The organism is uncultured Campylobacter sp., assembly GCF_938045205.1.
Classification (GTDB): Bacteria; Campylobacterota; Campylobacteria; order Campylobacterales; family Campylobacteraceae; genus Campylobacter_B.
In genome coordinates this window covers 1-21,074 of the sequence record NZ_CALIMY010000005.1, presented here as the reverse complement: position 1 = coordinate 21,074, position 21,074 = coordinate 1, and the positions used below count along the sequence as shown (strand labels likewise).

At 42.7% G+C, this 21,074-nt stretch carries 13 protein-coding genes and 1 tRNA gene; 6 read left to right on the top strand and 8 right to left on the bottom strand.

From position 1 onward, the window contains the following. From Q0198_RS00355 to Q0198_RS00325, 7 genes are all read right to left on the bottom strand, one after another. Window positions 1-4,941: filamentous hemagglutinin N-terminal domain-containing protein (locus Q0198_RS00355; protein WP_297893700.1), on the bottom strand; the 4,941-nt coding region annotated here is incomplete at its 3' end. Between the two features lie 271 nt (window positions 4,942-5,212). Further along, window positions 5,213-7,171, bottom strand: coding sequence for a ShlB/FhaC/HecB family hemolysin secretion/activation protein (locus Q0198_RS00350; protein WP_297893697.1), 1,959 nt, complete (start codon window positions 7,169-7,171; stop codon window positions 5,213-5,215). A 428-nt stretch (window positions 7,172-7,599) separates the two neighbouring features. Beyond that, window positions 7,600-7,676: transfer RNA gene (locus Q0198_RS00345), tRNA-Arg, on the bottom strand. 13 nt (window positions 7,677-7,689) lie between these two features. Further along, the gene (locus Q0198_RS00340) at window positions 7,690-8,070 is read right to left on the bottom strand and encodes a response regulator (RefSeq protein ID WP_005869488.1); all 381 of its coding nucleotides are present in this window, start codon (window positions 8,068-8,070) and stop codon (window positions 7,690-7,692) included. A 14-nt stretch (window positions 8,071-8,084) separates the two neighbouring features. Beyond that, complete coding sequence (locus Q0198_RS00335; protein WP_297893695.1) at window positions 8,085-12,635, bottom strand: ATP-binding protein; 4,551 nt, start codon at window positions 12,633-12,635, stop codon at window positions 8,085-8,087. A 165-nt stretch (window positions 12,636-12,800) separates the two neighbouring features. Then, window positions 12,801-14,603 (bottom strand): excinuclease ABC subunit UvrC, encoded by a 1,803-nt coding sequence (uvrC, locus tag Q0198_RS00330; RefSeq protein WP_297893693.1) that lies wholly within the window; start codon window positions 14,601-14,603, stop codon window positions 12,801-12,803. Next, window positions 14,584-14,973 carry a hypothetical protein gene (locus tag Q0198_RS00325; RefSeq protein WP_297893690.1) on the bottom strand — a complete coding sequence of 130 codons (390 nt, stop codon included), beginning with the start codon at window positions 14,971-14,973 and terminating at the stop codon, window positions 14,584-14,586. The genes uvrC and Q0198_RS00325 overlap by 20 nt, the downstream gene beginning before the upstream one ends. A gap of 48 nt (window positions 14,974-15,021) precedes the next feature. Between Q0198_RS00325 and Q0198_RS00320 the strand changes: the two genes are divergently transcribed. The 6 genes from Q0198_RS00320 (at window position 15,022) to Q0198_RS00295 (ending at window position 19,340) form a co-directional block, all read left to right on the top strand. After that, window positions 15,022-15,219, top strand: coding sequence for a hypothetical protein (locus Q0198_RS00320; protein WP_297893688.1), 198 nt, complete (start codon window positions 15,022-15,024; stop codon window positions 15,217-15,219). A 54-nt stretch (window positions 15,220-15,273) separates the two neighbouring features. Next, window positions 15,274-16,809, top strand: a complete 1,536-nt coding sequence (gene guaA / locus Q0198_RS00315) for a glutamine-hydrolyzing GMP synthase (RefSeq protein ID WP_297893685.1) — start codon at window positions 15,274-15,276, stop codon at window positions 16,807-16,809. Between the two features lies 1 nt (window position 16,810). Then, window positions 16,811-17,419 carry an NAD(P)H-dependent oxidoreductase gene (locus Q0198_RS00310; protein ID WP_297893683.1) on the top strand — a complete coding sequence of 203 codons (609 nt, stop codon included), beginning with the start codon at window positions 16,811-16,813 and terminating at the stop codon, window positions 17,417-17,419. 122 nt (window positions 17,420-17,541) lie between these two features. Next, window positions 17,542-17,742 (top strand): hypothetical protein, encoded by a 201-nt coding sequence (locus Q0198_RS00305; protein ID WP_297893680.1) that lies wholly within the window; start codon window positions 17,542-17,544, stop codon window positions 17,740-17,742. A 261-nt stretch (window positions 17,743-18,003) separates the two neighbouring features. Next, window positions 18,004-18,306, top strand: coding sequence for a hypothetical protein (locus Q0198_RS00300; RefSeq protein WP_297893677.1), 303 nt, complete (start codon window positions 18,004-18,006; stop codon window positions 18,304-18,306). 200 nt (window positions 18,307-18,506) lie between these two features. Further along, the gene (locus tag Q0198_RS00295; protein ID WP_297893674.1) at window positions 18,507-19,340 is read left to right on the top strand and encodes a hypothetical protein; all 834 of its coding nucleotides are present in this window, start codon (window positions 18,507-18,509) and stop codon (window positions 19,338-19,340) included. Window positions 19,341-19,547: 207 nt separating this feature from the next. Here the strand turns inward: Q0198_RS00295 and Q0198_RS00290 are convergent. Further along, a partial coding sequence (locus Q0198_RS00290; RefSeq protein ID WP_297893672.1) for an AAA family ATPase occupies window positions 19,548-21,074 on the bottom strand: 1,527 nt, incomplete at its 5' end.

Sequence of the window (21,074 nt, the reverse complement as noted above, 5' to 3'; positions counted from 1 at the left end):
TGTAGCCGAAGTCGCTGCAGTAGTAGTAAGAGCTCCTGCTATGCCAGATCCTACTCCTGCGGTAAGATATGTTACTACGGCAGTTACTATTAAAGAGCCTACGCCGCTAAGGCTTCTTGTCTTATCACTCCACTCCTTAGAATTTAAAATAGCCTTGGTTTGGTTTATATTCTTTTCATCTATAGGAGTGGGAGAATTTGAGCTAAGCTCCTTAGTAGTTTGAGCGGGATCTTTAGCAGATGGTGATATTTGGTTATATGTATTGCGGTGCTCCTTATTATCTGTCTGCAAAAGATCACTACTGCTCATGAGATCTTGATTTAAGGCAGAAGCACTTTCTTGCTTATGCGACGTAAGCTTATCGGTAATATCCTTATCGTTTAGCTTTAGACTCTCTTTTACGGCTATAAAGCTTGGAATTTCGGTTTCTTTTATGGCTCCTTTATCTTTCATAGTAGCAGTAAGTACGCCTTTGCGATTTGAAGCAGATATTTTTGTATCACTTCTTTTAGACGAGATTAAATTTAACTCACTTGTATTTAAATTTACTCTATCTGCAGTAATATTTGATGCTAAAAGATCGATAGAGCCTGCCGTCAAATTTATATGCTTTGAAAAGATGGTTGAGCTTGCTTCGTTATTTGAGGTCTCGATATGACTTTTCTTTAGCGAAGCTAGAGCTCCGAAAGAATTTTTATGGCTTTTTTTCTCGTAATAAGAGCTATATGGCGCAGATACTATATTTATATTGTTTCCCGCCTGCATATCTATAGCTTCTTTAGCTTTTAACGTAGAGCCCGCTATATTAATATCGGCTTCTTGCGAGCTAAGCATTATATTTTTAGCCCTTATGCTAGTAGGTACTACGCTTTGATTTAAAGCTTTAGTAGTAGTGCTTTTTTTAGACGCAAAGCCCTTCTCTTTAAATTCGCTCTCGTAGTAGTTGCTATCGATATCCCCACTTAGATTTATGGAGTTCTTAGCTTGCAGCAAAGCATCACCGCCGCGCGCATTAATATCCGCTCCGCTTATGGCTATACCGTCCGCTTTTATTAAGATATTATCTTTGGCGTTAAGCCTGGAGCTTGTATTCTTAACGATATCCTCTTTATAATATCCCCCTTTGCTTTTAAAGTTATAGCTTAGCTTCTCCTTCGCGCTATTTATATTTACGTCCTTTGCGGCGTTTAGGATCAAATTTGCAGCAGAGTCTATGCTTGCTCCGGTTACGGTTATATCGCGAGCCGCATTTAACGCTACGCCGCCTTCGGTAGATTTTATATTTGAGATAGTGCCTATATAGGTGCTGCTTTGATCGCCGTAGGCTCTATTTAGGTTTATCTCTTTACTTAGAGTTTTATGTACTATATCTCTGCCAGCATTTAAACTTACGCTACGTCCTTGTATCAAAGAGGAGGCGTTTATTATATCCTTATTAGCCGATATGCTTAGGGCGTTTCCCGCGATGATGGAGGCGGAGTTTAAATTTGATACGCTGCCGGCTTTTAGGTTCATATTTGATCCCGCGTAGATTATCCCTTCGTTTCTAAGATCGCCGTTTGCGCTTAGATCTATGCTGCCTCCTGCGTATATCAAAGAAGGTGCAGAGCTAAGTAGAGTGCCGTCATCTTCCTCCGAAGAGTTCAAGGAGGTCCTTTTTTTATCATAAAGCAAGCTTAGCTTATTGTGCATGTATGAAAAATCTGGTATCAGCTCGCTATAAACGTAGAAGGTATTATAAAATTTACTGCTTATAGGCGAAAAGAGATTGTTTATATAGCTAGGCCTAATAATATCTTGCATATCCGCTTCGTTATTAAGACTAGGCGCGAGATCGTTTTTATTGAGATTTAAAGCGTTAGGATTATTAAGCCCCTTGCCTATTAAAGAGTAATCTATTTTAGAAAAAGCTTCCTTTATAAGAGTAGGAGCGTTACCAGAGTTTATCTGCCCGTGTGAGTTTAAATTTGAAATATCACCCGCGTAGCCTTTTATATCTTTTTTAGCTCCTATTATGGAGATAATAGCAGGCTGAGAGTAGTAGATATTCTTTTGGTCGCTATAGCCGCCTTTACCGCCGTGGCTTTTATGTTTCCATCTATACTCCGCCTGGCTCGTTATACTATGATTTAGACTTAAAGAGCGGTTGTTTAGGCTCTTTACATTTAAGAGCAGATCGTTATAAGCATAAATTACGCTCTTATCGTTATTTAGCTCATCTATGTTAAGGTTACTATCCCCTGCGGAGATTATGTTTGAGCCCATAAATTTACTTAGGCTATCTTCAGTTATATACTCTTTATTGATGCTATAGCTTATCTGCCTTAATCTCTCCTTCTTATGAGGCTTGCTTCTTCTTATGCTAAAGAGATTGTCTTTTAAGCTTAGCGTTATAGCATCATATAGCCTAGTATCCTCCCCCGGAAGCCTAGTATTTTTATATAAGCTTAATACGTATAGATTCATATCTTGCTCGCTAAGCTCCTCCATGATCTTAGCGTTTAGCTCGTCCTGGCTAATATTAGGATTTTGCTTAAGGATGCGCTCTTTTATCTCTGCCGCATTGACCTTTAAAGGAATGGCTATGCCGCTGCAACCCCAGCCATCGCCATTGCAGGTAAAATCTATATTATAGCCGGTGCTTTGAACTCTCTTTACGGGCTCGTTAACCGAGCGGTTGTTTAACTTTTTAGCATTGATATTAAGAGCGCCCCTTGCATATATCAAAGAGGAGGCGTTAGTTATCTCGTCAGCCTTGCCCTCCCCACCTCTTTCATTAAAAATATTTAAATTTCTTTGAGAGATGATGTTGGATAGCGCTTCGTTGCTAAGAAAGCTAGTATTTATAACTATATCCCCTCCGCTAAGTATATTGGACGCGTCCTGATTGAGGATATTTTTAGCGTTTAAACTTATGCCGTCTTGCGCATAAACGAGGGCTTTTTTATTGATTAGGCTTTCAGAGTTTGTTATCAGCTCGTCCCCTGCGATTAAAGAGCCTAAATTTAAAATTTGCTCCTTTGCTTTCAAAGCCAAATTTCCAAGTGCGGCTATGATGCTTTCGTTTTTGATACCCTTTGCGTTTATGATCAGATCTTTATTGGAGATCAGCCTTTGTGAGGCAATGAAGCTTCCCTGTAAGTTCAAGTATATATCGCCGCTTGCGTAGATCCCTCCGTTATAGCTCAAATCCTCCTTTAGCCCCAGATATAAACTACCGTCCGAGTTTAGCTTACCTAAAGCGCTTAGACTATCTAAATTTAAGGCAAGATCTCCTTTGGAGCTTATAAGTCCCTCTTCATTATTAAGAGCGCCTTTGTTTATGATTAAATTTCCTCCGCTTAGGATAGAGCCCTTAGAATTATCTATGCTGTCGTAGCCTAAGAGAGCGCCTCGTAGGGAGATGATCTTTGAGCTTTCGTTGCGTAGATTGTTGCCGCGCAAGCTTAAGCCCTCTTGCACTATAAAGGTAGAACCTGAAAGGTTATAAAAATTTGGAATTTCAGAATCCAACGCCCTCAATACCATCAAACTGTTATCGTTTAAGAGACTATCTTTTATATCCAAATAGCTTTCGTTTGAAAGTATCGCTCCGCCTATATTTGATATGTGATCCGCGCTTATTATGCTAAGCTCGTTTTTGGATGGAGGGATAACTCCTGTTTTAAAGGAGTCTTTACTCTCATCTAGGCTTAACTCCTTTAGTCTTTCGCTCTTAGCCGCTCCTATTACGGCTCTATCTTTGTTGCTTAGGCTTCTAGCCTCTATCTTTAAGGCGGAGCTTGAGCTTATGGTGCCTTTTATATTATCTAGCCTATCCGCTTTTAGCTTTAGAGTATTAGCCTGTATATTTCCTCTGTTTTCTACCGAGGAGGCTTTTATATCCAGATTGGAGGCTGAAATTTTAGAGCCCTTTTGGTTGGAGATGGTCTTTGAGCTGATTTGAGCCTGTCCGTTGGAACCCAGCTTTCCTTCATTTATCAGATCTCCGTTAGCGTCTATCTTTAAAGAGCTGTCCGCCAAGATAGCCCCTTTATTATTGATGCCCGCTCCATCTTTAGTAGATATTATATTTATCTTGCCCGCGTACATTCCGCCTAGAGCCGAGGAGTCTATGGATACACCTTTAGGATGTGATCCCCCTTCTTGCTCGATTTTTAGATTATCCTGCCTCAATCCAGAGTTTGTATTTTTTAAAGATACCTTACCGTCCGTCGCTACTACGTTTATCTCGTTTGCGTAAATTTTACCCTCCAGCTTTAGGCTATTAGATATTACGTTTAGATAATCTCCGTTATCGTTTAGGCCGTCCGCTCCTATATTTATAGAGCCGTCCTTGCTTATGTTTAGGGATTTAAGATGCCCGTTTTCATAGGTGGGTTTGGCGGTGCTTAACGTAGTGGAGGAGGAATTTATTATGGTAGCGCCGTTTACGTTGATACCGCTAGGATTAGCGATGATAAGATCGGCTTTTCTGCCTGCTATCTCAATATTACCCTGTAAATTTGAAGGAAGAGGCGAGTTTACCTGATTGATTATAAGCTTAGCTTCGCCGCGATTGAGTCTCGGATTTGGCGGTATGTAGCCTGCGGTTTTACTTATGGCTCCGCCTTGAGAGTTATTAAATACCGTACCCTCTTTAGGAGTGTTAAGCTTGGAGTATTCGTTGATAGAAATCCCCTTATCGTTAGGAGAGGCGATATCTATTTGAGTGGCGGGAGCATTCGGAGTTTGAGACACCAAAGCTCTATGATTTACGGGGGCGGAGTTATCAGGTATTATCTCGCAATATGAAAAACAAGGAGCCAGCAAACCAAGAAGCAAAAGAGCGGCAAGGCGTTTCTTTGCTTGGCTAAAGACGCCGAAATATTCTTTTGTATAAGTAGGGGCACTAAGACGCCCTGCGCCATTAAAAATAGAGCTTAAACATAAAATTTGCATACTAATAACCTCCGTTTGCGATGGTTTTATATCTTAAATTTCTTGAATACTTTCTTAAAAAAATAGTAAATTTAGGATATTTTATTTAAAATTTGTTTGAATTTATTTTATGGTTCGGCGTAGGCGCAGGATTGCTATTTCTCGGCTCTTAGCAGGGTATATCTACGCTAAAAATAGTTAGTAAAATTTACTAAGCGTTATATAGTCTTAGTTTATATTAAACGCCGCGATAAGCGCCGATGAAATTTCGCTAAATTTTTAAAAGACAAATTTAAAAGTCGTAACTTAGAGAGAAATTTAAAGCAGGAGTGTCCGTTTTAAAATTTTCCGGTTTGCTAATAGGAAAAGCCGCCAAAAGATCATAGGTAAAAGAGCCTGAAATATTTCCTCTCAGACCTACGCCACCTCCGCTAAGCATTTCGCCCTGCAAGGGATAATCTTTTCCCTTAGAGCTAAGCTTGCCGACATCAAAGGCTAGGTAAACGCCGTTATTTTTAAAATACTTATATTCCAAGGTATTTCTTATATAAAAGCCGCTATCTCCAAGCAGGCTCATCTGAGAGTCAAATCCTCTAACGCTATAGTATCCGCCGATATTTAGCCTATCTATAGGGCTAAGATGGGTGCTGGCTCTTCTTGCGTAAAGTTCCAACTCGTAGCTTAAAGGGATAGCGGAGGATCTGGTTTTAAAATTTAACGCAGCGTTTATCAAATGGTACCTTGAGCTCCCGCCTCCGAAGTCTTCATCGGGCGCTCTTAGAGCGTTAAACGCTCCCGTAGATTTTAGGTACGAAAGCATCATCTCTACCGAAGAGTTATCAAAAAATACCTTGGATTTTAGCCCCGCCTCATAGCCGCCTTCACGCTTTCTTTGGTTGCTAAGCTCATAATCTTGTATATAGTTTTTATACTTTTTTTGCCAAATTCTAAAAAACAGAGAATTTTTGGAGTTTTGATTTCTAAAATATACATAGTTAAGATCCAAATTTCTTCTAACGCTGCTTCCGCTATAGGTATAAAGCTCATATGCCCCTGGTACTATTTGATCGTAGGTGTATCTGTTCTGCCAAAAGGATAGAGAGAAGTATCCAAAAGGTATACTAAAGCCTGCGTAGTAGTTAGCCGATCTGCCGCTTTTGCTATCATCTCCTAAAAATTTTTTATCTCCTCTTAAAAAATTTCTACCGTAAGAAGCAAATACGCTCTCGTTTAATCCAAGTAAATTTAAGCCGTAAAGCATAGCCGCGCCTTGGTATTTGCCGCTAGATTTGGAGCCCAGATTATCCGCGCTTAGTCTAAACAGCAGAGGCAAGCTTTGCTGTTTAGAGATATTGATATCGGAGTAGCCCTGCTTTGCGGAAGGGCTTAAGCTTATCTCCGCCTCGCTTCTTGAAGCGGCATTAAAATTTTCCACAGCCTGCTCCAGATCTCTTAAGTTTAAAATCTCTCCCCTCTTATCGCCGCCGAATGCGGTAAAGATACTTCTTTGGTTCTTGGCTTCAGAGCCGGGCTCAAGTGAGATCTCGCCTATGCGTCCGGGATGCAGAGCCAAAAGAAGGGTACCCGAGGAGATGTTTTGCTGGGGGATGGAAACGGAGGTAGTAATAAAGCCTGCGGATATGATTTTATTGTTATACGCTCTTGCCAGAGTTAAAATTTTATCGCTTCCCAAGCAATCGCCGCTTTTAAATTTAAGCTCTTTTAGAGTTGAGTTTAAAATTCTTTCAAACCCCGGCGGAACTGAATGATCGGAATTCGAGGTAGGACCAATGGACTTAGCGGAAGTTTTTACTTTCGCGCGCCCCAAGTTTTCATCATTCGGCTTAAAGGTAGGAATACTTGAGCCAGCACCGTCTTTGGGATTGACGGCTAGAGTTTTTGGATCATCTCTGTTTTTAGATTCATAATCCGCTTCGTTAAATTTAGAATCCGCGCTACTTTTCTGCTCGTTTTGCACTTCTGCGTTAATCAGTTTGATCTCATAAATTTTAAAGCAAATTCCTGCTTTCTTGGGCTCCGCGGTCGCGCTTGAAGCGGGAGACTCTTCGCTGCGTATGGTTATGAAGGGATCCTCGGCGCCTTGTCTAATTGATCTTATTCTTTGCTCTTCGGAATTTATGACGCCAGAAATATCGGCAGGAGTAGCCATTAACACTTTAGGAGCTAGGCTTAAGCCTATAAAGATAGAGGCCAGAATAAGCTTGACGCTTTTAACGCCGCGAGGTTGCAAAGAAGCTCCTTTAAATTTACTATCGTAGCGATAAGATAATGGTTTTTATAAAACATCGATTGCGCCTATTTTTTACGATTGGAATATCGCCGCAAAAAACTTTATAGTTTAAGCATGGCAAAGCATCTATTGGCATATATTCGCTTTTATAGACCTTGTCTTCCGCTAGGAGCTATCAAATTAAAATTAGTAATAATACACTAATTTTTTAAATTTTCGGGTAAGGTTTCTTTGGTTTTAGTGCTAATTGAGATTTTAAATTTTATTATGCCTAGAATCTCGATTTTTAATATAGTAGTTTCTCTTAAACTACCTGTATAATCTAGCGTTTTTAGCATTTGAAATTTTTTTGAAAAAATTTGAAAAAGCCGCAAAACAGGGCTTTTAAAAAAATCAAAAAACTAAAAATAGGGGGGAAATTTGATAGATGGTGTCCCCGACAGGATTCGAACCTGTGGCCTCAAAATTAGGAATTTTGCGCTCTATCCTACTGAGCTACGAGGACAAAAATCGGCAATTTAATCGCCGATAATATTCATAACGTCGTCTAGTTTTTTGTGAAGATCTTTGTCATTGATGGGCTTTGTCATAAAGTCATAAGCACCTTTATTTAAAGCCTCTCGTTTAGCGGTCTCGTCCGTCGTAAGGACGATGACGGGGATATGAGCTATACTTTCTCTAGCGTGAAGATTATCTAAAAATTCCAGCCCATTCATCACAGGCATTACGATATCTAATAAAATCAAATCAACGGGCTGAACTTCGAGTACGGCAAGGGCGTCCAAGCCGTTTTTGGCTTGGAGTATGGTTTGGAATTTGCCGTATTTTTTTAGCATAACTTCAAGTAGCTTTAAATTTATAGCGTCATCATCAACCGTTAAAACTTTCAAATCTCTCATTTAAGACCTCATCCTTATATATATTTTTGTGCGAGTTTCTCAAGACCCGACTTGGTAATATTGTAACTAGCGACTTCGCTAAATAGTGGATTTTCATCGTTGTCGTTAGAAAACAGAACTAGCTTGGTCGCAGGCGCTTTTCGGCGCAAGCTCTCTAACGCCGCTAAGTCTAGCCCTGCTAGCTTTTTATCAATCAAAACAAGCTTATAGCTGCCCGTAGCCACCATAGAAATAAGCTGGTCGAAATTGCCCGCAATTTCTACGTCTTTATACTGGTGTTTTAATATGCTGGCAAAAATTTTGCTTTCCATAATGTTTGCCTTACATATAAGTATATCTTTTGTCGGCACGCGCGCACCCTTAGCTTTCACTACGTCATCGGAAACTATGCTTTTTTTAGGAACTAGCTTCATTACCGTCTTTGGCACTTTGACAGTTTTAATGACCGTCTTAGGCACCTGGCGTTTGACAAGCTTTTTAACCAGCTTCTTTGTAGTTCCACCGGCGGGCGCTGCATCAGATCGTTTATCGCCGATAAAATTATCTAACATTTGAGCTAAGATATCCTTTTTGATCGGCTTAGTGCAGTATTCGTCAAGTCCTGCTGCCATAAATTTCTCTCTATCGCCCTTTAGCGCATTGGCAGTAACAGCCACGATCGGGATGTGACGGAGATTATTCTCGTGCTCGTATTGCTTGATCTGCTTTGTAGATTCGATACCGTCCATAACAGGCATCGAAATATCCATAAATATGAGATCATAGTCGTTATTGGCTTTTCTGGCTTCCAGCGCCAAAAGTCCGTTTTCAACTATCGTCAAATTCATATTAAAGCTATTTAACGTATGCTTCATAAGCTTTTGATTGATCTCATTATCCTCCGCAATAAGGATTTTGGCGTTATATTTTCTATTGACCAAAGGTACATTTTCATCGGCAGGATTTCGCTCTACCGGCACTTCAACCTCTTCTTCGACTTCGACATCCTCTTCTACCATAATGGTTTCTTCCTGCTGCTCGTCTTCGTATACGGTGACGGGCACCTCGACCATCTCCTCTTCCTCAGGCTGCGGGATAACTACCGGTTCGACTTTTACGCTAACAGGCTCGATCTCGGGCTCTTCGACATGGTCGTTTTGAGTAGCAGGCTCCACCTTCGGAATATCTACAGGCTCCAGCTCAATACTCTGCTCTTTAGCAGGAATATTTTGAGCTGCCGGTTCTACTGCCGGCATTACCAGTTCAGACTCAATATTTGAAGGCTTCTGTTTAACCTCTTCAAGTTTTGGCTCTATAGGTTTTAGTTCAGGCTCAATTGCTACCGGCTCTGGCTCAACAGCGATAGGTTCTGGTTCAATTATCTTTTTAGTTGGAATTTCAGGTTCTGAAAGTTTAACATTTGAAATTTCATCTTCATGAGCAGAAACACTTGAAGTATCAGGCTTCGAAGCTTTAGCGATAGGAATTTCAGGCTCGGTTTTAATGGCTACCGGAATTTCTTCTTCTACGCTTGGAATTTCAACCTTTTTAGCAGGCTCTTGCGCCTTGGCGCTCGGTTTGATATCCGAAAGATCGATATCTATATCAGGAATTTCAATCTCAGCCTTAGGCGTCTCAACCTTGGCCTTTGGAATTTCTACTTTTGCAGGCTCAGCCTTTACTTCTTCCTCTTTTTTGATCTTAGGAAGCTCTATTTCGATATCAGAAAGATCGATGCTAGGAGTTTCGGTTTTAGGAGCCTGGGTCTGAGTCGCATGTGTTTTGAGCCCCACAAAATCATCAGGGATTTCCAAAGATATAGGCTCATCGATATCGGTCTGGGCATCCTTTGTGCTTGAAGGCTCTACTTTTGGCTTTTCTGCGCGCGGGATTACTATTTCAGGAATATCAATATCGATCTTTGGCGATTCAGGCTCTGTCTTTTCAATCTTAATATCACTCATAGGCTCGATATCTATAGGCTTAATGACCGGCTCTTCTGCTTTAGGAGCTTCTTTTTTGAGTTCTTGAGCAATACTAGGCTTACTAACAGCCTCCTCTTTATGCGCAGAATGAGCCTCGGCATCGTGTGTACGCCTTCTGCTTTGCAAGATAGCGCGTAGCTCGTCTGCCGACGAAGTAGTAGCATGTCGTAATTCATCGAGCTTGTTGATGATAGGCCTTTCTTTTACTACCGGCTCTTCCATAATCATTTCATCAGCGACGATAGGCTTTTCTACCTCGGCATCCAGCTTAATCTCATGCGTCTGTGGAGCAAAATCCGATCTGCTTAGAGCAATTCCGGATTTTGAAATTTTATCTAGCGTCTTAACGAATTTAGTTAAGTTAAAAGGCTCTGTAAGGGTAAAAATTTTAGAATTTGAAATACTAATACTTTGAAGCTCTTTTGGCTTAAGAGTCAAAATCGTAGGCATACTCAATATATCGCTAACCTCGCCGTAATTCTTAAATCTAGTGATAAGAGCATCATATTTGTTATTATTTTGCGCTGAGCGGAACTGCGCGTTCGTATTAAATATCGAAATTTTACCGCCTAGCTTGCTGATATAGTTTTTAACGATATCATTATACATCGTATCGGCGCTATCAGCTAAAAGCGCGAAATTTAATCCTTTGATGCTTTCAAATACTGCGTCCGCATCAGTCTTTTGAGTCTCTTTAAAAGCAAGGGTGAAGTAAAATCTAGTACCCTTTCCTACGGTAGATTTGACCTGAAGCTTGCCGCCCATCATCGCTACGTATTTCGACGAAATCGTAAGTCCAAGACCCGTTCCACCATATTTACGTGTGATCGTAGAGTCGGCCTGAGAGAAGGCGTTAAATACATTTGCGAGCTTATCTTCAGAAATTCCAATGCCGGTATCTTCTACGCTAAACGTTACGATCGCCTCTCCTGGAGCTTTGCTAGGCTCTCTTAAAATTTCGACCACGATAGTGCCGTGCTCAGGCGTAAATTTGACAGCATTTGACATGAGGTTGATAAGAACCTCTTTGATCTTCGTGATGTCTCCGTATAGATGGTGCACGAGTGTAGGATCGATGTAGAGCAGGATATCGATATTCTTTTCGGCAGCCTTAGCTACGTAAATTTCAACCGCGCTTTCGAAATCTTGTATAGGGTTAAATAAGATATCCTCAAGCTCAACCTTATTGCTCTCGATCTTGGAGACATCCAAAATGTTATTAATGATCGTTAGAAGGTTTTCGGACGATTTTTCGATAGTATCAACATAATCGCGCTTTTCCTCGTCCAAATCGGTATTTTTAAGAAGCTCCGTAAAGCCGATGATGCCGTTAAGCGGCGTCCTGATCTCGTGAGACATATTAGCTAAAAAGATCGATTTTGCCTTGTTGGCATCCTCCGCAGCGCCCTTTTGATACGCAATCAGATCGAGCGCATCCTCGATAAGCGAATACGCTTTGTTAACACCCTCACTAGTCCTAACGTCGATGTGTTCGTGCTGATTCGTCAAATCGCCGATTCGGCTAAGCACGTTGCCGAGGTCGGTAACGTTCTGTCTTAAACGTCTTGTAATACCCAAGGCAAAAACGACCAAAATAGCCGCTAAAACCCATATGCCAAGAGCGATAAATAGGTTTCTTAGTCTTTGCGCTAGATAAGTATCGGCATGTGCCGCAAGCTCAGCATTGATCTTTTCAGAAATTTCGCTTAGCTTTTTATATTTAAGTGTAGTAGAGGCAAACCACTCTTGAAAAGGCACGCTATAGTGTCCCTCGTCCGCTTCTTGCTGCAATGTGGCTGAAATTTTAGCAGTCTCTCTTAATGCGTTTTGAAATTCCTCTCCGTCTAGAATTTTTAAAATTGCAGCTCTAGCATCAGATTCCGGCAAGAAGTAGTAATTAGGGAGCGAACTAGATAGGTTGAAGCTAGCCCAAGTCCTTAGCTGCGCCTGATTCATCGCCTTGCTACCGATAATGTATTCGATAATATAGTCACGCTCCGATGCGGTGGCATCCATCGCCTCATAAGTATTAAGCAACGAAACCGTCCAAACGGTAATATTTGAGCTTACAAGACCCTCTCTTAGCACTCGTTGGATTGTTTTTACATCATCATCGAATTTTTGAAAATATGAGCTGAAAAGCTCACCGAAGCTTTTGCTTTGAGCATCGACATCCCTTCTTACCTGCGGAAGTTTGTCTAATAAACCGTCTATATCGGTCTCGGCAGCCAAAAGCTCGTCATTACCGGTGCCGTAAGCGAAAATATCAAAAATAGTCTTTTTTACGACATTTTCGCTGATATTTTTGCTTTCTTTGTACTTTGCAAGCGCATCGTCGGTTTTTTTACGTTGGCCCGATAGAAGGGTTCCCATACCGGGGTTTCCCTCGCTACCCAAAAACGCCGAAGTGATACCGCGCTCTTTATCTACCTGCTCTACTAACGCCGCGAGATTGCTATTTTTAGCAATTTGCTGCTGCAAAATTCCCACCCTGGCGTAATCCTGCAAAGAGATAAACAAGAAATATGATGCAAACGCGAAAATCAAAAGTAGCGGGATACCGCTAACAAGTCTCAAAGCACTTGTAGTATTTAAATTCATACAAAATCCTTCAAAGCGCAGCTTACGCGACGTTAAATTTTATTCAACCGGAGAAACGAAGTCGCTTCCGTCACGCTAGGCGGAGACGATTTAGCCGTCCTGCAAAGTTAATGGGTGATTTTACTAAACAAATCTTTAAATATAGCTTTTTGCGTTAGGTTTTCGTTAATGATTGTTTAAAATTTTTTCGGCGGTTTGGATATTCGTAAGCGATCTGATCTCATCGAAGCTCGCCGCATAAATGCTCTCAAAATCGCCGTAAAAGTCCAAAAGCTTCTTCAGGCTTCCCTTGCTAACGCCCAAGCTTAGCAGCTTTGAGCTTTGCAAATCGAGTTTGCGTTTGCTCTTTTGGTGAAACGAGATCGCAAAGCGGTGCGCTTCATCGCGCAGGCGCTGAAAAAACTGCAACTTTTTATCGTCCGTTGGTAGCAAAAAAATCCCGCCCTTCGTGCAAATTTTATCTTTCGCAGCCCCCTTTGCACGGTGGGCTTTGGCGTCGATCTTTTCTTTTGAGATAGCGATTATATCGACGTTTGCTCCGACGCTGCAGATTATTTCCTCCGCCAAGTTTAGCAGAGCCGTTCCGCCGTCGATGAGCCACAGATCGGGCGCGGCGAGCTCGTCAAATTTAAGCGCGCGGCTAGTTAGATACTCGCGCATCTGATCGTAGTCATTATTTGAGCTAAGGTGCTTGTGGCGGTAGTTTTGCTTGTTAAACTCGCCGTCTTGAAAGCTTATCATAGCTCCCACGGGCGCGGCGCCGAACATATGCGAATTGTCGAAAACTTCGATATTTACCGGCAAATTCGTAAGATCAAAATAATCTTTCAGCTCCTGCAAAAATGCGTAATCGTGCGTTTTTAGATGCTTTTTGATATTGATCTCGCAGTTTTGATATGCGATCTCGCAAATTTTACGCTTTTCGCCGATTTTCGGCGCGTAAATTTTAAACGCTCTTTCATGCCGCTTGGATAAAATTTCGCATACCAGATCCGCATCGTCAAACTCGTCGTAAACGTAAATTTTAGCGCACGTCACGGGGGCTGCGGCCGGGAAGGCGCTTAAGATCATCTGCTTGTAGGCGTTTGCGATATCATCGGCGCTAGGGGCTTTGCAGTTGATTATATGCGAGTTTGAGGCTGAAATTTTGCCCTCGCGTATGCTAAAATGCACGGCGCAGACGAGCCCGTCGCGTGCAGCAATCGCAAAGACCTCGAAATCATCGAGCTTTGCCAGATCGACCTCAACCTTTACGTTCATCTGTTTTAAAATTTCGATCGTATCGCGGATCTGCGCGGCTTCTTCGAAATTTTCGCTCTGCGCGAGCCGTGCCATCCGCTCCCCAAGCTGCGGCACCATCTTTTGCGGATTTTTTAGAGCCGTAAGCGCGCTCTGCACGATACGAGCGTAATCCTGCTTTGAAATTTTATCCTCGCACGGAGCGGCGCAGCGCCCGATCTGGTGGAACAAACAGGCCTTTTTGCCCTTGACGCAATTTTTCTTCTGCACGAGCGGAAACTGCATGTAAAGCGTCTGTAAAATTTCCTTCGCGCCGTGAAAATATGGGCCGAAATATCTGATGTTTCTGCCCTTTACGATCTTTCGCGTGATCTCAAAGCGCGGAAAGTCGTCGTCTAAATTTACGTAAATATATGGATAGGTCTTATCGTCGCGCAGCAGGATGTTGTATTTGGGCTTAAGCTGCTTGATGAAGGAATTTTCTAGTATCAGCGCGTCGCTCTCGCTGGGCGTTACGATGTATTCTAAATGCACAGCCTCGCTTATCATCTTGGCGATGCGCGCGCTTAGGCGGGGGCTCGGCGCGAGAGCGGGCGTGAAAGAAAAGTAGCTTTTGACGCGATTTTTTAAAATTTTTGCCTTGCCGACGTATAGCAGCTTGCCCGCGGCGTCGAAGTATTGATACACGCCGGGGCTAGCAGGCAGGCTCTTAATCTCCTCTATTAGCAAGGATCAGCCCTCTTATCTCTTCAAAGACGCGGCAAATTTGCGGATCTTGGATTTTGTTTTCAAACTCCCCTTTTGCGCGCTCTGAAGATAAAATTTTGCTGCTTCGGCGCAAATGAGCTTTATAAAATTGCGCCCTTCTTCTGCTCATCACTCTATCTGCTACGAAAAATTTTATCTCTCGCACGCCGCAAAGCTCCGCCGTCTCTCTAGCGGCTACGAAGCGCTTTAATACGTCTTTTATTAAATTTATATTACTATCGCGTTTTAGTTCGCAAAGCCCAGCCGGGTGCTTCGCGGCTATCATCAAAATGCCATCTTTGACGTAGATGAAAGCGATCAGCCTTTGCCAACTAAGCGGCAAAATCGCCAAAAACTCGCCTCTTTCTCGCATCTTGGCATATAAAGGATCTTTTCTGATATGAGCTATTATTTCTCTTGCATTTTCCATAAGCGGATTTTAGCATTTTTTATCTTAGTTTTGCTTAGCGGCTGCGGATACAAAGCGCCGCCGTTTTATTCGGAAGGCGAGCAGAGCCCTAGCGCTACCGCCCAAAATACGGACGCTAACAACACGAGCGGCGATAGAGGAAGCGTTAGAATTTTACGCGATAAATAGCCTACTTTTAGCTTTGCTTTGTTATACTTTTAAAAATTTTTACAAAGGAATTTCATGCAAACGGCAGACATTTTAGTGCTGGACTTCGGCTCTCAATACACCCAGCTGATCGCTAGGCGCTTGCGCGAACAAGGCGTTTACACCGAGCTGATCGCATACGACGCGCCGATCGATAAGATAAAAGCAAAAAACCCCAAAGGCCTTATTTTAAGCGGCGGGCCCGCTAGCGTTTACGCCAAAGGCGCGTATTTTTGCGACGATAGAATTTTTGAGCTTGGAATTCCGATTTTAGGTATTTGCTACGGCATGCAGCTCATCGCGCATAAATTTGGCGCCAGCGTCGTGCCTGCGGGCAAAAAAGAGTATGGCAAAGCCTCTTTGAAACTGCTTCGCGCCAGCAGGCTATTTGGCGGCGTGGAGGATAACTCTACTGTCTGGATGAGCCACTCGGACAAGGTCGAGAGCCTGCCGGAGGGCTTTGAGGTGATGGCAAGCTCGGATGAAAGTGAGTGGTGCGTATTTGGTGACGAGACCCGTAAAATTTACGCGCTGCAATTTCACCCGGAGGTTTGTCACAGCGAGTTTGGCGATAGAATTTTAAAAAATTTCGCTAAAGAGATCTGCGGAATAACCAGCACTTGGAATATGGGCAGCTTCGCCAAAGAGCAGATGATCAAAATAAAAGAGCGCGTAGGAAGCGCCAAAGTGCTTTGCGCGGTAAGCGGCGGCGTGGATAGCTCGGTCGTAGCGGCGCTTTTGGCGCATGCGGTGCCGCAGAGCCTAATAGCAGTTTTCGTCGATAACGGACTACTTCGCACGGGCGAGCGCAAGGCGGTAGAGGAGATGTTTAGACTCAAACTCGGCGTGAGCTTAGACGTGATCGATGCTAGCGAGCTATTTTTAAGCAGACTGAAAGGGGTGGTCGATCCGGAGCAAAAACGCAAAATCATCGGCGCGACCTTCATTGAGGTTTTCAGCAAAGAAGCGGCAAAACACAAAAACGTAAAATTTCTAGCCCAAGGCACGCTCTACACCGACATCATCGAAAGCTCAGTCGCAGGCTCAAGCAAGACGATCAAAAGCCATCACAACGTAGGCGGCCTGCCTAAGGATATGAAATTTGAACTGATCGAGCCTCTGCGCGAAATTTTTAAAGACGAGGTGCGCCAGCTGGGACTCGAACTAGGCCTTTCGCGCGAAGTAGTTTTCCGCCATCCATTCCCCGGCCCGGGTCTTGCGATCCGCATAATGGGCGAGGTAAATACGCCGAGCCTCGAGCTACTGCGCAAAGCCGACGTGATCCTGCGCGACGAGCTAAAATCAAGCGGCTGGTACAACAAAACGTGGCAGGCGTTTTGCGTGCTGCTAAACGTGCACTCAGTAGGCGTCATGGGCGATAACCGCACCTACGAAAACGCCGTGTGCATACGCGTAGTGGACGCTAGCGACGGTATGACAGCCAGCTTCTCGCGCCTACCGTATGATCTGCTAGAAAACGTCTCTCGCCGCATCATAAACGAAGTAGACGGCATCAACCGCGTAGTTTACGACATCTCGAGCAAACCGCCTGCAACGATAGAGTGGGAGTAAGATGAAACAAATCTGCATCATTTTAGCGCATCCTTACGAGAGAAGCCTAAACGCAGCAATCGCGAATGCGGCAGTAGAAAAGCTGCAAAATAGCGGCTACGAGGTTAAAATTCATGATCTATATAAGGAGAAATTTAATCCGATCCTTAGCGGCGCTGAGCTCGTGAGCGATGAAAGCGACGACGAGCTGTTAAAGGCGCATCAAAAAGACATAGCAAACGCCCACGGCATCGTGATTGTCCATCCGAACTGGTGGGGCGAGCCGCCCGCCATCCTCAAGGGCTGGATTGACCGTGTGCTAAGGCAGAGAGTAGCCTACGATTTTGCGTCGGGCGATAACGGCGGCGGGCTTCCGATAGGACTTTTAAAGGCTAAAGCCGCCGTAGTTTTCAACACCTCCAACACCCCCGAGGCCAGAGAAAACAAGATATTCGGCGATCCGCTGGAAAGAATTTGGAAAAGCTGCATTTTTGATTTTTGCGGCGTGAAAATCTTTGAGCGGCTGATGTTTAGAGTGGTCGCGGATAGCGACGAGGTCGAGCGAAAGGTCTGGTTAGAGCAGGTAGCGCAGACGCTGGATAGGTACTTTCCGAAGCAGATATCGCTTTAGATTTAAAATGCACTGCTCGCAAAATCCGCGTGGCGTAGAATTTTGATTGCCTATTTTAAACAGATACGCGCCGAATTCGCTCGCACATTTGGCGCAAAATCTATGAAATTTAGGAGGTAATCATGCTTAGATTAATCGCTGCGGTCGCGATTTTAGCGGCTCTCATATACTTCATCATGGGAGGCGGCGGCAAAAAGACGATCAAAGATTACAAAAATTTCAGCCGTGAGGAGCTGGAGACTTTATGCCTCGAAAAGAACGACAAGATCGCCTGCCAGCGTATCGCCGTGGACTATATCAAAGAAAATAAACCGAAAAAATGATCTAAATTTGCGAGGCTAATTTTGCGGTTTCGTTCAAACAGCGCGCAGCTAAATTTCTGGCCCGGTCCAAACGCTGCACAGATAAATTTGCCCGCAAAGCACGGCTGAAATGCCAATTAAATCGGTACCGAGCGCCGCGCAAATAGCGTAAATTTAAAAGCAATAATTCAAGTATTAGCATGCGCGCTGAAAAACCGCTAGCCAAAATTAAAAGCGATAAATCGCGCTGTGTTCTTTGCGCGCAGATAGAAGGAGCGACGGATGAAAATTTTATGGCAAAGTAGGCTTCAAAACAGACTTCGCGATATCGGCGAAAACATCCTAATTAAGGGCGATCGCGCATTTTACGTAGGCGATAACGACGAACAAAAGCAGATGAAGCTTAGAAAATTCTCGCTCGCAAGCGGCGAGCAGCTAGCCGGCGCGCCTTTCCGAGATTTTACCCGCGCCGCGACCTTTGACGATGACGCCCGCACGCTCGTAGTTTTGGGCTTTATTGACACGATTTATAAATTTAACGCCGCGGATCTCGCGCTCATCTCAAAGCACAAAAGGGCGTGCTAAAATACGGTAACTTTATCGCGATAAGTAGCGAGGGCGGCGATAAAAAGGCTATTACGGCGACCGACGACACGCTTTTTATTTACGATTTTAAGACGCAGACGGGCACGTGAAAGCGATTAAGGGGCTGCGTAGCGATTTTTAAGCAAGATGAGCTAAATTTCTTGATTTTTACGCGCTCGGGTCAAATTTACGGCTTAAATTTGAGCAGTTGTGAGCTTAAAATCATCGCTAAAGTTTGCCCTATGACGCAAGCACAGAGCATGAAAGACGGATATTGCATTCGCGTGGGCGAGGCTGGCGAAAACGGCGAAATAGAGGGTGCTAACGAGCTTGTTTTTACGGACGCAAATTTTAACGTTAAATTCCGCGTGGAGCTAGACTTTGATTTCGATAAATTCGAGCTTGCGGCGGGCGGATCAGACGGCTGGCGCGGGCACTTTATAAACGAGCCGAATGAACTGAGGATTCTTGATATTGTGCGTAGCGAGGCGGGCGACCTCGAGAGCGGCGAGCACGACGGCTCGGGCAAATTTGCGCACGATAAAGCCGAGGAATTTAGATGCGACGAAGCGGACGAATTTAATCGCGGCGGCTCGGGCGAATTTACGCAGGGCAAGGCGAGCAAATCCGGATGCGAAGCGATGGATAAATTTGAGTACGACGAGCCCTTTAAATTTAAACTCGGCGAGCAGGTCCAATACCTCGCGGCAAAGCCTGTGCTGGCGCATAAATTTAAACAAAAGGGCGCGAGAATTTTAGGCGTCGTTATAGCTGCTTCTTGCCGGGCTGCGAGCGCAAAATACGAAGCGGAGCAAAAGGACGCATTTGCCGAGCAAAATTTAGCGCCTAGAGGTGGCCGCGGTATCAAAAACCGTGAATATTCACTCCTCGCTCACGGTGAAAATGAAAAACGCAGACACCGCACGCCCGAGCGCGCCCGCGATCTCGTACTAGTAGATAACGCTTACGACGAGGACGCGGAGCGAATTTTAACCTGCTATGAGATTCTAAGCGTGGCTCGCTACAAAGCGTAGAATTGCTTCAAAAGAAATTAACCATTATAAATTTAAAGATTTTAAACAGGTTTTATGAAGCCTTAAGACCTAGATGCAGCATATTAGCCTAGTATAAATATCTGATTTTATATTCTGTCTTAAGATACGGCGCTAGATATGAGTAGGCGCGACTATGATTAAAGTAATTCTATCAATATTTGCACAATGCACTATCCGATAAGTATTTTAAATTTTGCAATTTTCAACCCACTGCTCTATTTTTTCTACCTGTTCTTTTTGTAAATACTTTTGCAGGTGTGCTTTGTTTAATAAGTACAGAAGAGAAAGGATGTCTTTTGCAGTCTTTTGTTTTTCAATTTCGCTAATGCAAGAGAAAAAATCAAGGGTTTTTGTTTTATCCTCTGCATGACTTTCACCGTGCAAAACCAAACGATACATTAAATTTTCAAAATACGCTTGTTGTTCTGGGCTTAAATTGACTACTATTGCCTTGTCTCTTGCGATATCTTCTATACCGCACTGATAATTAAATGTGCCAAAGGTTTCTAGTACTTTTCTCATGTTGTTGCCAATATTTACATTTTCTGATATAGAGTTATTTGCATAATCATAAATCTCGCTCAAAAGAGTTTTATATTCTGAATATTTTTTACCAAAATCCACAAATTGATGTTCTTTGAGCTCTTTTTGTATAAAAATAACATCTTTCTTATTTCTATTTTCTCGTTCATCATAAAATTCTACTTTTGGCAAATTGCTTATAATCTTTTGCATATCAAACGCGCTCATCAAGTCATGAGTTAAAATTATCATCTTGCTTTTATTGCAACCAGTCATAATTTTATGAATTTGGTAATTTAAAAACGACATTATCCCAACTTTATTTTCAAAATCAAAGCTAGAAATCGGATCATCTATAACTATAAATTTTGGTTTTGTATAAAATTCCTTACTATTCTCGCCTTTGAAAATTTCGGTAAAAAAATAGCTTAATGCAATAGCGTTTTGCTCGCCGGTCGAGACGTCTTTGGCTTTTACTCTATTGCCGTTTGATTTTAAGACATATTGCCCTTGATTTTCGCTAAGTTCAAGCCTACCTTCTTTAAAAAATATATATTTTAGATGCTCATTAATCTTATCTTGAGCTATATTTATCTGCTTTTTTTGAGCATTTAGTTCTGAAATTTTACTACTTATACACCCCAGTCGTCTGTCATTGTGGTCTTTTTTACTATTTAAGGCCTGCATAATTCTTAGCTTTTCTTCATAATAGTTAAAATTATCTTTTATCTCGCAATAGGCTATTTGTTTATTCAATCTTTCAAGCTCTTGTTTTAGCTCGTTTGCTCTAGCTTTTTGTGCCATAAAAGCTTGTCTTCTTTGCTCAAGCTGATCTAAATTTTGATTTAATTCATTAACTGAGTTATCAAAATTTGCATCTAAATTTAAGGCGACGAATGGATTTTGTATCTTTTGATTTAGTTTGTCTGTGACTTCAGTTTGACAAATTTCAATTTGCATTTTTATAGTATCAAACAAATTTTTATCTAGTTTATCCATATCCGGCAAATTTTTTAAATTATTTAGTGAATCCTGAATTTCCTGCTTCTTGTTTTCCAAATTCCTCCGATGGTTTCGTATGTCCGGATTAAAGATTGTTTCTAAGCTTGATAAAATTCCTTTTTTATCGTGTTGCAAAGTAGGGACAAATTCATCTTCAAAACGATATCCCGGATCGCCCATACCTGTACC

Coding starts and splice junctions, on each gene's coding strand:
- Q0198_RS00340 (WP_005869488.1), bottom strand. CDS start 8,070: ATGAGAGATTTGAAAGTTTTAACGGTTGATGATGACGCTATAAATTTA.
- Q0198_RS00335 (WP_297893695.1), bottom strand. CDS start 12,635: ATGAATTTAAATACTACAAGTGCTTTGAGACTTGTTAGCGGTATCCCG.
- Q0198_RS00320 (WP_297893688.1), top strand. CDS start 15,022: ATGAGCTATTATTTCTCTTGCATTTTCCATAAGCGGATTTTAGCATTT.
- guaA (WP_297893685.1), top strand. CDS start 15,274: ATGCAAACGGCAGACATTTTAGTGCTGGACTTCGGCTCTCAATACACC.
- Q0198_RS00310 (WP_297893683.1), top strand. CDS start 16,811: ATGAAACAAATCTGCATCATTTTAGCGCATCCTTACGAGAGAAGCCTA.
- Q0198_RS00305 (WP_297893680.1), top strand. CDS start 17,542: ATGCTTAGATTAATCGCTGCGGTCGCGATTTTAGCGGCTCTCATATAC.
- Q0198_RS00300 (WP_297893677.1), top strand. CDS start 18,004: ATGAAAATTTTATGGCAAAGTAGGCTTCAAAACAGACTTCGCGATATC.